12 protein-coding genes and 1 pseudogene are annotated in these 13,203 nt (G+C 70.6%); 7 read left to right on the plus strand and 6 right to left on the minus strand.

What is annotated here, in order from left to right:
* Window positions 1–564, plus strand: a 564-nt coding sequence (locus FNH05_RS18220) for a thiamine pyrophosphate-dependent enzyme (RefSeq protein ID WP_246127809.1), incomplete at its 5' end; no start/stop codon positions are given.
* Here the strand turns inward: FNH05_RS18220 and FNH05_RS18225 are convergent.
* From FNH05_RS18225 to FNH05_RS18245, 5 genes are all read right to left on the minus strand, one after another.
* The gene (locus FNH05_RS18225) at window positions 530–1,408 is read right to left on the minus strand and encodes an alpha/beta fold hydrolase (RefSeq protein WP_144589903.1); all 879 of its coding nucleotides are present in this window, start codon (window positions 1,406–1,408) and stop codon (window positions 530–532) included. The genes FNH05_RS18220 and FNH05_RS18225 overlap by 35 nt on opposite strands.
* A 37-nt stretch (window positions 1,409–1,445) precedes the next feature.
* The gene (locus FNH05_RS18230; RefSeq protein WP_144589904.1) at window positions 1,446–2,255 is read right to left on the minus strand and encodes an ABC transporter permease; all 810 of its coding nucleotides are present in this window, start codon (window positions 2,253–2,255) and stop codon (window positions 1,446–1,448) included.
* On the minus strand, window positions 2,252–3,016 hold the full coding sequence (locus tag FNH05_RS18235; protein WP_246127810.1) for an ABC transporter permease: 765 nt from the start codon (window positions 3,014–3,016) through the stop codon (window positions 2,252–2,254). Before FNH05_RS18235 ends, FNH05_RS18230 begins: the two co-directional genes overlap by 4 nt.
* A gap of 1 nt (window position 3,017) precedes the next feature.
* Window positions 3,018–4,049: an ABC transporter substrate-binding protein gene (locus FNH05_RS18240; RefSeq protein WP_144589905.1), complete on the minus strand. Its 1,032-nt coding sequence runs from the start codon at window positions 4,047–4,049 to the stop codon at window positions 3,018–3,020.
* 281 nt (window positions 4,050–4,330) lie between these two features.
* Window positions 4,331–6,868 (minus strand): sensor histidine kinase, encoded by a 2,538-nt coding sequence (locus FNH05_RS18245; protein ID WP_144589906.1) that lies wholly within the window; start codon window positions 6,866–6,868, stop codon window positions 4,331–4,333.
* A 199-nt stretch (window positions 6,869–7,067) separates the two neighbouring features.
* On the opposite strand from FNH05_RS18245, the gene FNH05_RS18250 reads away from it, so the two are divergent.
* The 5 genes from FNH05_RS18250 to FNH05_RS18270 all read left to right on the plus strand — a co-directional run bounded on the left by FNH05_RS18250 (window position 7,068) and on the right by FNH05_RS18270 (window position 12,064).
* Entirely contained in the window at window positions 7,068–8,033 is a 966-nt protein-coding gene (locus FNH05_RS18250; protein WP_144589907.1) for an ABC transporter substrate-binding protein, read from the plus strand.
* Window positions 8,034–8,084: 51 nt separating this feature from the next.
* On the plus strand, window positions 8,085–9,737 hold the full coding sequence (locus FNH05_RS18255; RefSeq protein WP_144589908.1) for a DNA repair helicase XPB: 1,653 nt from the start codon (window positions 8,085–8,087) through the stop codon (window positions 9,735–9,737).
* Window positions 9,738–9,854: 117 nt separating this feature from the next.
* Complete coding sequence (locus FNH05_RS18260) at window positions 9,855–10,427, plus strand: hypothetical protein (RefSeq protein WP_144589909.1); 573 nt, start codon at window positions 9,855–9,857, stop codon at window positions 10,425–10,427.
* Window positions 10,428–10,469: 42 nt separating this feature from the next.
* Window positions 10,470–11,228, plus strand: coding sequence for a DUF4253 domain-containing protein (locus FNH05_RS18265; protein WP_144589910.1), 759 nt, complete (start codon window positions 10,470–10,472; stop codon window positions 11,226–11,228).
* A 35-nt stretch (window positions 11,229–11,263) separates the two neighbouring features.
* Entirely contained in the window at window positions 11,264–12,064 is an 801-nt protein-coding gene (locus FNH05_RS18270; protein ID WP_144589911.1) for a DUF72 domain-containing protein, read from the plus strand.
* Window positions 12,065–12,142: 78 nt separating this feature from the next.
* On the opposite strand, the gene FNH05_RS18275 is transcribed toward FNH05_RS18270, so the two are convergent.
* On the minus strand, window positions 12,143–12,718 hold the full coding sequence (locus tag FNH05_RS18275) for a type 1 glutamine amidotransferase domain-containing protein (protein ID WP_144589912.1): 576 nt from the start codon (window positions 12,716–12,718) through the stop codon (window positions 12,143–12,145).
* Between the two features lie 137 nt (window positions 12,719–12,855).
* Between FNH05_RS18275 and FNH05_RS18280 the strand changes: the two are divergent.
* A pseudogene (locus FNH05_RS18280) lies at window positions 12,856–13,203 on the plus strand (O-succinylbenzoate synthase); the annotation flags it as partial.

Raw genomic sequence — 13,203 nt, forward strand, 5'->3', positions numbered from 1 at the left:
GCGGAAGGGCTTTCCGGGGCGTTCGTCTACCAGACCCTCGCGGATCTGCTGCCCGAGAACTCACTCGTGGTGGAGGAGGCCCCGACCCACCGGCAGGACATGCAGCGGCACCTGCCGATCAGGGCCCGCGGGCGCGGCTACCTCACCATGGCCAGCGGGGTGCTCGGCTACGGACTGCCCGCCGCGGTGGGAGCCGCGCTCGCCGAACCGTCGCGCCGCGTCGTCGCCGTCCTGGGGGACGGCAGCAGCATGTACGGCATCCAGGCCCTGTGGACCGCGGCGAGGGAACGGGCGGCCGTCACCTTCGTCGTCCTCGACAACGGCGAATACGCCGCGGTGCGGCGGCACGCGGTGCGAGGCGGCGCGGAGAAGGTGCCCGGGACCGAACTCGGCGATCTCGACTTCGCGGCCCTGGCGCAGGGCATGGGGATGACCGGGCGGCACATACGAACGGCGCCGCAACTCCGTGACGCGCTGCGCACCGCGCTGGCCGGGGACGCTCCCACCGTCCTCCACGTCCACCTGGCCATCACCGGGAGAGAAAACGCAGCAGGCGGGCGTTGACGCGCTCCGCGCACTGGCCCGAGATCGCGTGTGTCGCCTCGGGCCACAGTTCGGCCTCCACGCCGGGCACCAGCGCGCGGGCCCGGGCGAGGGCGCGCACCGGGTCGTGCACCACACTCCGGCCCGCGAAGAGCACCAGGGTGGGCATCGAAATCGCGCGCAGACGGCGGGCCGGGCACGGCCGCGGCGCGGGCAGCGCGAACCGGTAGTGCTGCAGCCCCGCGCTGATCAGCCGCCCCACCGGATCACCCGCCACCGCATCGCCGCCCCGGCCGTCCACCCAGGTCAGGAAGCGGGGGCGGGCCCAACTGGACACCAGCGGCATCCCGGCCGGAAGTGCCCGCAGGATCATCCCCGGCGGTACCGGCGCGAACGTGGCGACCGGGTCGATCAGGCCGAGGGATGCCACGTTGTCCGGCGCGCGCACCGCGAGTTCGACCGCGAGCCGTCCCCCGAGCGAGACCCCCACCAGATGCGGCCGGTCGAGCCCGAGCCGGGAAAGCGTTTGCGCCAGCCACGCCGCCTGGTCGGCGGCGGTGCGGATCGGCGCGGTCTGCTCGCTGCACCCGGGTTCCCCGAGCGGGTCGAGGGTGTGGACGCGGTACCGCGCGGCGAGCGCCGCCACCTGGGGCCGGAACATCACGCTCGTCCCGGCGCGCCCCGGCAGGAGCACCACCGGCGCACCGGTGTCGCCGAAGCGGTAGGCCCGGACCACGCCGAACGCGGTCGGCACGTCGTGCACGGCCGCCGGTTCGGGCAGTGTGCGCAGCGCCTCGCCATAGACCGCGTCGTACCAGGCGCGGTGCCGCGGCGAGCGGAACCCGCCGATCCTTCCCGATGCCATCCTCGCCACAGTGCGCGACCGGAACGGTGGGGGCAACTCAGGCGAGCCCGGAGAGACGCTCGGGCCGGAAACCCGGGTGCCAGGCCAGCGCCCGGCGTTCCACCAGCGTCAGCAGCAGGTTCGACAGGTAGCCGAGCAGGCTGACCAGCACGATCCACGCCCACATCTCCGGCAGCCGGAAGGCGCCCTGAGCGTTGATCATCCGGTAGCCGATGCCGCTGTCGCTGCCCATCAGCTCGGAAACGATCATCAGGATGATCGCGATCGACAGGGCCGACCGCAGTCCGGCGAACACCTTCGGCAACGCGCTGGGCAGCACCACCCCGAAGAGCCACCACGCCCCGCCGATCCGGAAGGCACGGGCGGTTTCGATCCTGACCTCGTCCACCGAGCGCGCCCCGTCGATCGTGTTCAGCAGGATCGGCCAGACCGTGCCCCACAGGATCGTCACGATCTCGGCCCGTGGGCCGATGCCGAACATCACCAGGAACACCGGCACCAGCAGGGTCGACGGCACCGAGCGCGCGAAGAAGAACATCGCCGACACGTAGTCGGTGAGCCTCGGTGAACGGCCCAGCACGAGCCCGGCGGGCACCGCCACCAGGACCGCGACCAGCCAGCCCGCCAGCAGTCTGCCCAGACTGGGCAGCAGGTCGGCGGTCACCGCGTCGGTGAGGAAAAGCCTGCTCGCCGGACCGGCCAGCCAGGCCTGCCTCGCCGCGTCGAGGATCCGTGTGGGGGGTGGGAAATACGGGTCGGCGAAGCTCGTGGTGAGCCACTGCCAAGCGAGCACGAACGCGGCGAACACCAGCCAGCGCCGGGCGAAGGCGGCCCGACGGCCACTCACACCGCACCGCCCGTGGCCGCCCAGCCCAGCCAGCGCCGCTGTGCCGCGAGCAGGGCGAGATTGACCAGGTAACCGGCCAGCCCGACGAACACCGTCCCCGCCAGCACCACGTCCATGCTCAGCGACATGCTGCCCCGGTGGTAGACGAACCAGCCGACCCCGACGCTGCTGCCGGCCAGGAACTCGGTGCTCACCAGCACGATCAGGCCGATCCCGGCGGAAAGCCGGATCCCGGTGAGCACGAACGGGGCGATGCCGGGCAGGATCACCGCGCCGACCAGCCGGGTGCGCGGGGTGCGGAACACGCGGGCGGTGTCCAGCAGCCCGCGGTCGATCTCGCCGAGCGCGTACATCGTGTTGAACAGGATCGGCCACACCGAGGCGAAGGTGGCCAGCGTGATCTTCGCCTGCGCCCCGCTGCCCAGCACCAGGACGGCCAGCGGGATCAGCGCCACCGTGGGCAGCGGCCGCAGGAACTCGATGATCGGGGCGGTGACCAGCCGCAGCGGGCGGACGCTTCCCAGCAGCAGGCCGATGGCGGTCCCGATTCCCGCGGCGAGCAGGAGGGTGATCAGCCAGGCGAGCAGCGTGGCGACGGCGTCGCGAAGGAACTCGGCGTCGCCGAGCAGCCCGGCGAAGCGGGCGAGCACCAGCGACGGCGGCGGCAGCACGACCGGATCGACCAGCCCCGACCGGGCCGCCGCCTCCCACAGGGCGAGGAAGGCGGCCAGCCCGGCCAGGCGGCGGGCGGCGGTGCGCACGTCAGGCTTGGGGAGTGGACACGACGTAGTCCTTCACGTCGAGCTGCGCCGTCATCCCGCCGTAGTTCTGCAGCAACGTGACGACCCGCTGCAGCTGCGTCGCGTTGACCGAGGTCGGGTACGTGTCGATGTTGAGCAGCGAGGCCGTGGCCTGGTCGACACCGGACAGCTCGGGCAGCACCTGCGACAGCTTCGACCGGTCGGCCGCGTCGGTCTGGGCCGGGATCATCGCGCGCTGGAAGGCCGCCACCGTCTTCGGATGGGCGTTGACGAACTTCGTGGTCGCGATGTAGCCGGTCTGCGGCAGGTTGGCGGTCGCCCCGGTGACGATCTTCAGCACCGGCTGCAGACCCTGTTTCTGCTCTGCCGTGGTCAGAAACGGCTCGACCTCGACCCCGGCGTCGAGTTCGCCCTTGGCGATTGCGGCGGGGATGTTGGGGAAGGTCACCGGCAGGTAGTGGACCGAATTGGGGTCGACGTCGTGGTCCTTCAGCGTGGCGCGCACCAGCAGTTCGGCCACCGACTGGGCGGCCTGGATGCCCACCTTCTTGCCCACCAGGTCCTTCGGGTCCGCGATGCCGGAGTCGGGCTTGGCCACCACGACGACCGAGTTCTCGTTGGCCGCGTTGCCGTCCACCACGACCTTCGCGTCGAGGGTCTTGGCCGCCACCGCCTGGAAGAACGAAACGTAGTTGATCACCGTGAAGTCGAGTTCGCCGCCGAGCAGCGCCGGGACGGCCTGCGGCCCGGCGGTGAACGGCTTGATGGTGACCTCGAGCCCCTGCTTGGCGAAGTAGCCGAACTTCTCGGCGAGCTTGGCACCCGCGCTGCCCTGGCTGCTCAGGATGCCCACCGTGATCTTGCTCTTCTCCAGGCCGGCGGAGCCGCCGGAACCGCCGGAACCGTCCGGGGAGCTCGAACCGTTCAGCACGCTGCAGCCCGCGGACGCGGCCAGCGGTCCGGCAACGGTGGCACCGAGGGCCAGCCGGAGGAGGCGGCGACGGGTGGTGGCAGCACCGATGTTCAGTGTCATGTTCACGACGCTCCTGACGCGACGTATCGATGGTCGGCCGTGGCGATTACTCCCCGCACCAATGAGATCACCGTCCGCTTTGCGAATGGATAACCTCCTCGGGGACCAAACCGCGCGAAACCTACCGCAGGGAACACCGCGCGCAACACCCCGAAAATGATCATGTTCCGATATCGGGGCCGGTGCGGATACCCTGAGCAGCGCGGAACACCGGTCCTATTGCACGGAAAAGGCCGCCAAGCGGGCGAAAACGATGGGGCGAACGGCGGAATTCGCGCCACTCACTCCGGCGTGCCCAGAATGCCCGACCGGACCTCGCGGGCACGGTTCACGCCGTCCTGCAGGCGCGACATCCGGCCGCGCACGGCGTCCGGCTCCAGCCGCAGCGTGGGCGGATCGAGCGGAACGTCACCGGTGAACCGGGAGCCGTTGGCCTTCTCCGGTGCCGCTTCGGCACCTTCGGCGTCTTCTGTGTCTTGTGTGTCTTCTGTGTCTTCTCTGTCGCCCGCCTCCGGCCAAGCGACGCTCTCGTCCCCGCGGTCGGGCCGGGCCGCGGAAACGGGCCAGTGCTCACCCGTGCGGAACCACTGCGAGAGGACCGCCTGGTAGGCGGGCATCCGCTCGGTCGGCTCGTCGTCCTCGAGGAAGTGCCGGTCTCCGTCCTCCTCCGGCCAGTCCGGCACCGGTTCCTCCTCGACCGGCGCGCGGCGGGTGTCATCCGGGATGACCGGCACCACGAGGTCCGCCTCGGCCCCGGGTTCCGGTTCCGGCTCCGGTTCCGGGCCGGGCAGCAGCAGGGGAAGCGGGGTGATCTCCGGCGGGGGCTCGGGAACGGCCGTCAGCGGCTGTTCCACCACGAGCCCGGCCGGGACCACGACGGTGGCCACCAGTCCACCGCCCTCGGCCGACCGCAGCCGGACCCGGATGTCGTGCCGCTCGGCCAGCGTCGCCACCACGAACAGCCCCATCCGGCGGGACACCTCGAGATCGACCTCGGGCGGTTTGGCCAGCCTGGCGTTCGCGCGCTGGATCTCCGGTTCCGGCATCCCGGCGCCCTGGTCGGTGATGTGCACCTCCCACGAGCCGTCCTCGGTCACCGAGCTGACCACGGTGACGGTGGAGTCCGCGGGCGAATACAGTGTGGCGTTCTCGAGCAGTTCGGAGATCACGTGCACCAGATCGCTGGTGGCCTCCCCGACGATGGCCAGATCCGGCGTCGCGGTGAGCTCGATCCGCTGGTAGTGCTCCACTTCGGACAGTGCCGCGCCGACGATCTCTTCCGCCGGGACGGGTTCGGTGCGGCCGTCGTCGAGATCGTGGCCGGACAGGACGAGCAGGTTCTCGCTGTTGCGCCGCATCCGGGTGGCCAGGTGGTCCAGTTCGAACAACCCGCCGAGGGTTTCCGGATCCTGTTCGTGGGCCTCCATCCGGTCCAGTACCGACAGCTGCCGCTCCACCAGGTCCTGGGTGCGCTTCGACAGGTTCACGAACATCCCGTTGATGTTCTCCCGCAGCAGGGCCTGTTCCCCGGCGAGCCGGACCGCCTGGCCGTGCACCGCGTCGAACGCCCGCGCCACCTGCCCGAGCTCGTCCCGGCTGAACACCGGCACCGGGTCGATTCCGCGCAGCCGGGCCGGCGACTCGGGATACGGGTCCGCGAGGATGTCCTCGACCGCAGCAGGCAACCGGTGGTCGGCGACCTCCAGCGCGGCAAGCCTGAGCGCCCGCAGCGGCCGCAGCAGGGACCGCGCGATCACCACCGCGAGCACCACGCACAGCAGCAGCGCCCCGAGCACGACACCCACGTTGATGATCGCGGACCGGCGCGCGTCCGCGGCCAGCGCGTCGCACCGCTGCTGGGTCTCGGCCTGCAGCGCCTGCTGCACCCGGTAGGCCAGGTTCACCGTGTAGGTGGCATCGGTCTCCCACTGCTGCGGGTCGAGACCGGCGAGGTTCTGCCCCGCCTGGGCGCGGGTGATCGCGGACTCCACCATGTGGTTGCCGTTGTCCACGATCAGTCCGATCACCGTGTCGTCGTACATCCGCTGCTGCGCCGGGGTGGCGAACTTGCGGAAGTCGTTGCGGGCGGCGGCCAGCTCGGCGTCCGCGCCGAGCAGGGCCCGCAGTCCGTCGGTGGACAGCCGTCCCTCGGCGAGCGCGTCCGCCAGCAACGCGCGCTTGACCGACATCTGGTCCTTCACGCGGGCGAGCGCGCTCGCCGCCAGCCGCAGGCGCGCGAGGTCCGGATCGGTGACACCGGCGACCGACTGGTCCGACAGGTCGAGGACGCCGGAGATCAGTTCGCCGTAGGAACGCAGCGTGGCGGTCGGGGGCAGGTTCGAGTGTTCGGTCGCGAAGCGCAGGCCGGTGAGCACGTCCAGCCGGGCAAGGGTGGCCTGCAACCCGGTCACGCCGGAATCGGACAGCCGGTCCCGCTGGGCACCGAGCTCCTTGCCGACCGCCGCGGCCGCCGCGTCCACCTTGCCGCGCTGATCCCGCAGCTCGCCGAGATCCCCGGTGCGTCCGGCCGCCACGTAGCGCACGCTGAGGTCACGCTCGCGCTGCAGCTCGTGGACGAGCGTGTCGATGCCCGAATCGACGCGCCCGTGCGCGGACAGCTCCGCGAGCTGCTGGGCGTGTTCCAGGTCGGCCTGCACGTGCAGCCCGGCGAGGGCGAGGACGGTGAGCGCGGGCACGAGCAGAACGGCGATGAGCTTCGTCCGCAGGCGCCAGTTGCGCAGCCGCCAACGGCCGCCCACGCGGATCTCCGGCCGTCGCGCCACGCCGTCTTCACCCGGACGCTTGTGCCGACGGACCATCAACTTCCTTCGCTAGCTGTCTTACCGAATACGGACCGTCACCGGCATGGACTCGCTAACCTACTAGAGCGGAGCTGATGTGGGACATGGGCCGGAGATGCTCTCTACTCTTGGTGTGGTCCGTTGGCGATGGTATTGGCCCTCGATCCTAAGCTCCACCCACGTTCGCAAATTCGTGCACTCGGCGGGGGGCTGGCGTATGCGAGGAGTGGCGGTCGCACTGGTCGCGGCCCTCGTGCTGGTTACGGGCTGCGACACCGGATCCGGGTCGAACCCGGCGGAGCCTGCCGTCACCCCCGAACGCGGCCAGTTGCGGGTGGGTGTGGGGAACCCGATCGAAACGACCCCGCTCCGGCTGGCCGTCGCCGACGGCTCGTTCGCCAGGGCCGGGCTCGACGTACGGCTCGTGGAGGAGCGCGACGGGCAGGACGCCCTGGACGGGCTGACCACCGGACGGCTCGACGTGGCCTTCGCCACCGACGAGACGCTCTTCACCGCCGTCGCCCGCGGCACCGCTCTTCAGCTCCAAGGCGAGGCGTACACCTCGGCGCCGTACACCGTCGCACTGGTGACCCTGCCGGACTCGCGGTACACCGACCTCGCGAGCAAGAAGGCCCCGAAGATCGCGGTCAGCGCCGACGGGGACCTGGGTACCCTCGCCGCCCGCTCGATCTTCGCCACCGCGGGGGGCGACCCCGACCGGATCAAGTTCGTGACGCGGCGGTACGAGGACATGCCCGCCGCGCTCGACGACGGCACCGTGGACGCCGCGCTGATGGTCGAGCCGTACCTCGCCAAGATCCAGCAGGACCTCGGCGCCCGCGTCCTCGCCGACTCCTTCCGCGGTGCGACCCTCGACTTCCCGGTCTCGGCCTACGCCTCGGGCGCCCTGTTCGCCCAGGCCAACCCGCGCACGCTCGCCGTCTTCCGGCGCGTACTCGCCGACGCCCAGCAGCGCGCCGCCGACCAGTCGCTGGTGCGGGCCGCACTGCCCCGGATCGCGGGGATCGACAGCACCACGGCCTCGCTGGTGGCGCTCGGCCAGTACCCGACCTCCCTCAGCGGCGTACGGCTCCAGCGGGTCGCCGACCTCATGCACGGCATGGGCATGCTCGACGGACGGCTGGACGTCTCCGCCCTGCTCCCCCACTCCGCCGGCTCCTAGCTCCGCGTTTCGGCCGGGCTGCGGCGTCGGGCACGCCGTATAAAGGAAGACGTGACTGATGGCCCGCTGATCGTTCAATCCGACAAGACCGTCCTGCTCGAGGTCGACCACGCGCGGGCCGAGGACGCCCGGATCGCGATCGCGCCCTTCGCCGAACTGGAACGCGCGCCCGAACACGTGCACACCTATCGGATCACGCCGCTGGCGCTGTGGAACGCGCGCGCCGCCGGGCACGACGCCGAGCAGGTGGTGCACGCGCTGACCTCCTACTCCCGTTTCCCGGTGCCGCAGCCGCTGCTGATCGACATCGTGGACACCATGGGCCGCTTCGGCAGGCTGCAGATCGCCAACCACCCCGCCCACGGCCTGGTGATGACCACCATCGACCGCGCGGTGCTGGAAGAGGTGCTGCGGCACAAGAAGATCAGCCCGATGCTCGGTGCGCGCATCGACGAGGACACCGTCGTCGTGCACCCCTCCGAACGCGGCAGGCTCAAGCAGGCGCTGCTGAAGGTCGGCTGGCCCGCCGAGGACCTGGCCGGGTACGTCGACGGCGAGGCACATCCGATCGCGCTGGAGGAAACGGACTGGGCGCTGCGGGACTACCAGCGCAAGGCCGCGGACGCGTTCTGGGCCGGCGGCTCCGGAGTGGTGGTTCTTCCTTGCGGCGCCGGGAAAACGCTCGTCGGCGCGGCCGCCATGGCGCGGGCGGGGGCGACCACGCTGATCCTGGTGACCAACACCGTGGCAGGCCGCCAGTGGAAGCGGGAACTGGTCGCGAGGACTTCCCTCACCGAAAACGAGATCGGCGAGTACTCCGGGGAGAAGAAGGAGATCCGGCCGGTCACCATCGCCACTTACCAGGTGATCACGCGCAAGAGCAAGGGCGTCTACAAGCACCTGGAACTGTTCGACTCGCGGGACTGGGGCCTGATCGTCTACGACGAGGTCCACCTGCTGCCAGCCCCGGTCTTCCGGATGACGGCCGACCTGCAGTCCCGGCGGCGGCTCGGCCTGACCGCCACCCTCGTCCGGGAGGACGGGCGGGAAGGCGACGTGTTCTCGCTCATCGGCCCGAAGCGGTACGACGTCCCGTGGCGGGACATCGAGGCACAGGGCTGGATCGCCCCGGCCGAGTGCATCGAGGTGCGGGTGACGCTCACCGACGACGAGCGCCTGCGGTACGCCACCGCCGAGTCGGAGGAGAAGTACAAGCTGGCGGCCACCGCGGACACCAAGATCTCGGTGATCAAGTCTATTGTGGACAAACATGCCGGTGAGCCGACCCTGGTCATCGGTGCCTACCTCGACCAGCTCGAACGCCTCGGCGCGGAACTCGACGCCCCGGTGATCCAGGGTGCCACCAGCAACAAGGAGCGGGAAACCCTGTTCGACGCGTTCCGGCGGGGCGAGCTCGACCGGCTCGTGGTGTCCAAAGTGGCCAACTTCTCCATCGACCTGCCCGAGGCTTCGGTGGCGATCCAGATCTCCGGCACCTTCGGCTCGCGCCAGGAAGAAGCCCAGCGGCTCGGGCGGCTGCTGCGCCCCAAGGGGGACGGCAGGCAGGCGCATTTCTACTCGGTCGTCTCGCGCGACACCCTCGACACCGAGTACGCCGCGCACCGCCAGCGCTTCCTCGCCGAGCAGGGCTACGCCTACACCATCCGCGACGCCGACGCCTACCTCACCAGCGACCCGGACTGACCCGTCAGGGCTGCCCTTTCCGGCGCGTGTTGGCCGCGAAGGGAGTATCTCGGCCCCCGGGGGAACACGCAGGGTCAGGGAGGTGTGGATTTCCGTGATCCGGGGAACCCACGGGCGGTGTTGAAGCACCGACCCGACCCGGACCTGACACCCCGCCTCGCGACCGCGCTGCTCGCCGCGGCCGCGGCGGGTGCGATCAGCGGGTTCGCCGCCGCTCACGTCCTGGGCGCGAACAGCCTCCAGCAGCTGGTCCCGGCCCTGCTGATCGCCGCCGTCGTCGCGGTGGGGGTGCTGGCCGTGGGGGCGTTCCTGATCGCGGTACGCGTCCGGCCGGACACGGTGGAGCGCCTCGCCGGGCACCTGCTGCGGGTGGTGTTCGCGCTGGCCGCGCTGCCCGGACTGGCCTGGCTCGTGCTGTGGCTGTCCGACGGTGACCCGCGGTCGCTGTACGGGCTGGCGGCGATCGTGCTGGGCGCCCTGCCGCTGCTCGCGGCCCGGCGATGGCCCGCAAGGCTGCCGCTCACCGTGGCGTTGTGCCTGGTTCCCGCGGTCCTGCCGCTGGTGCTGTGGCACCGCCTGTTCCTGCTCACACCGATCTCGGCGGCGGTCACCGGCGGCTGGGTCCTGGTGCTCGCCCTGCTGGGGTACGCCCGTCACCGAACGCCGAAAAATGTCGTACCCTCGAACTAGTGTTCGGAATCGTTGGTGAAAGACCTACCGCGAGGGGTACAGATGACCACCGCCGCTTCCTGCCAGATCATCCCGGGCCTGGACCTGCCGGCGGGCCGTTGGCACGGTCCGATCTGGCTGACCGACTGGCCGCTGGCCGAGCCGGGACACTACCGCGCCTGCATCGCCGCCTTCGCCGACTCCGGGCTGTGGCCGGTCCTCGTGCCTCAGGACGAGCGCTTCGCCGCCAACGGAGAGGACTGGATCGACGACCGCGAGCGTCTCGCCCCCGCGGTCCGCGAGGTGCCCGGGATCGACGCCGGGGAGACCCTGGCCCGCTGGTGGGACCCGTTCTGCTGCTCCGCGGGCGTCGGCTGCCTGCGCCCCTACGGTTCGCTCTTCCCCGGCCTGGCCAGGAGGTCGACGCTGCGGGTGGATCCCTTCGCCGAGGCGGGCAACACCGGGTCCATCCTGGCCCGCCGCGGCTCCTACCGGCTCGGCCTGGTCGCGGTGGAGCGGCCCGCCGACGTCCCGGCCGCGCTCGGCTGGACCGGCATGATCAAATCGACGGACCAGGTGGCCGCGCTCTCCGCGGTGCTGCGCAGCTGGGAGGAGCGCTTCGGCGCGACGTTGATCGTGCTCGGGTTCGACGAACTGGAGCTGTCCGTCGCGGCGCCGCCGCGGCTGCAGAGCCGCGCACTGGTGGTCGCCGCCGAGCATCGCGCGTTCTCCGTGCGGACCTTCTCCGGGCAGCCGGGCAATCTTCGCGAGTACGCCGCCGGCCTGGTCCACCGGCGCCACTGGCGTTTCTCCTGGGACTGAAGCCCGGGTGGTGAGCGGCGATCGCGGAACTTCGGATCGGAACCTCGGGCTGGCGGTATCCGGCCTGGCGCGGCACCTTCTACCCGAAGGGCCTGGTGCAGCGCCGTGAGCTGGAATACCTGTCCGGCAGGATGAACACGGCCGAGATCAACGGCTCGTTCTATTCCCTGCAGCGCCCCGAGCTCTACCGCTCCTGGTTCGACCAGACCCCGGAGGACTTCGTGTTCGCCGTCAAGGGAAGCCGGTATCTCACGCATATGAAGCGGCTCAAGGAGGTCGAGACGCCGCTGGCCAACTTCCTCGCCTCCGGGGTGCTCGCGTTGCGCCACAAGCTCGGGCCGATCCTCTGGCAGCTCCCGCCCACGATGGCCTTCGACCCCGAAGTGCTGGGCGCCTTCTTCGCGCTGCTGCCCAGAACGACGCGGGCGGCCGCCGCGCTCGCCAAAAAGCACGACGGCAAACTGAAGGGAGAGGCGTACACGAAACCGGGCACCAACAGGAAGCTGCGCCACGCACTGGAGGTCCGGCACCCCAGTTTCCGCGATCCTGCCTTCCCCAAGTTCTTGCGGGACAACGAGATCGCCTCGGTGGTGTCGGACTCCGCCGGCACCTGGCTGACGCTGGAGGAGGTCACCGCGGACTTCGTCTACATCCGGTTGCACGGCGACGAAGAACTCTATGCCAGCGGCTACCGGGACGAGGCGCTGACCAACTGGGCCGCCAAGATCCGGCGCTGGCAGGCCGGCGTGCGCGACGTGTACGTCTATTTCGACAACGACGCCAAGGTGCACGCGCCCTTCGACGCACTCACCTTGCGGGAAAAGCTGCGCGCATGACGACAGGGCGCTCCCGCTCGGGGAACGCCCTGCCGTCCACCCCGCTCTGCAAGGGGTGCCCGGTCCCCAGTCCTCTCGTCAGACGCCTGCCTTCGCGTGGTGCTTGCCCTCCGCGAACTCCTCGACCAGCTTGCCGCAGAAGGCGGGCAGGTCGCGCGGCTTCCGGCTGGTGACAAAACCGTTGTCCACCACGACCTCCTGGTCCACCCACTCGGCGCCGGCGTTGCGCAGGTCGGTCTGCAGGCTCGGCCAGGAGGTCATCCGCCGCCCGCGGACCACGTCCGCCTCGACGAGTGTCCACGTCGCGTGGCAGATCGCCGCGACCGGCTTCTCCTGGCGGAAGAACGCCCCCGCGAACCGCACCGCTTCGGGTACCGTCCGCAGGAAGTCCGGGTTGGCCACGCCGCCCGGCAGTACCAACGCGTCGTAGTCGTCCGGCGACACCTCGCCGACCACCTTGTCCACCGGGAAGGTGTCACCCTTGTCGAGGTGGTTGAAGGCCTGGATGTGGCCGGATTGGGTGGAGACGAGTTCCGGTTGCCCGCCTGCCTCCTCGACCGCGGACCAGGGCTTCGTCAGCTCCACCTGCTCGACGCCTTCCGGGGCCACCAGGAAGGCCACCCGCCTGCCCGCGAGTTCGTTGGCCACGATCACGCACTCCTTCCTCGTTCACCAGAATCTCTTGCACTCATGGCGTACCCGCTTGCACACAAGGGTGAAACATGCCGCAACCGGCCCGAGATGTGCGGCCGGTGGCGGGGGTGGCAGGAGTGCCGGGCGACAATGGGGACATGAACTTCGTCTACGCCATCCCCCTGCACCACCGGTTTCGCGGCATCACCGTCCGCGAAGGCGTGCTGATGCGAGGACAGGCCGGTTGGGGCGAGTTCTGTCCGTTCGGGGACTATTCGGACAGTGAGAGCGTGCCCTGGCTGGCCGCGGCACTCGAAGCCGCCGAACGGGGCTGGCCGGAGCCGGTGCGCGACCGCATCGAGGTGAACACCACCATCCCGGTCGTGGCGCCCGAGCGGGCTTACGAGCTGGCGGCGAAGTCGGGCTGCCGCACGGCGAAGGTGAAGGTGGCCGACCCGCGGTCCTCCGTCGCCGAGGACTGTGACCGGGTGGCCGCGGTCCGGGAC

It is taken from the genome of Amycolatopsis rhizosphaerae (genome assembly GCF_007713715.1).
GTDB classification, from domain to species: Bacteria; Actinomycetota; Actinomycetes; order Mycobacteriales; family Pseudonocardiaceae; genus Amycolatopsis_E; species Amycolatopsis_E rhizosphaerae.

Excerpts from the sequence above, each read along its gene's own strand:
- FNH05_RS18225 (WP_144589903.1), bottom strand. The coding sequence starts at position 1,408 with ATGGCATCGGGAAGGATCGGCGGGTTCCGCTCGCCGCGGCACCGCGCC.
- FNH05_RS18240 (WP_144589905.1), bottom strand. The coding sequence starts at position 4,049 with ATGACACTGAACATCGGTGCTGCCACCACCCGTCGCCGCCTCCTCCGG.
- FNH05_RS18245 (WP_144589906.1), bottom strand. The coding sequence starts at position 6,868 with ATGGTCCGTCGGCACAAGCGTCCGGGTGAAGACGGCGTGGCGCGACGG.
- FNH05_RS18250 (WP_144589907.1), top strand. The coding sequence starts at position 7,068 with ATGCGAGGAGTGGCGGTCGCACTGGTCGCGGCCCTCGTGCTGGTTACG.
- FNH05_RS18265 (WP_144589910.1), top strand. The coding sequence starts at position 10,470 with ATGACCACCGCCGCTTCCTGCCAGATCATCCCGGGCCTGGACCTGCCG.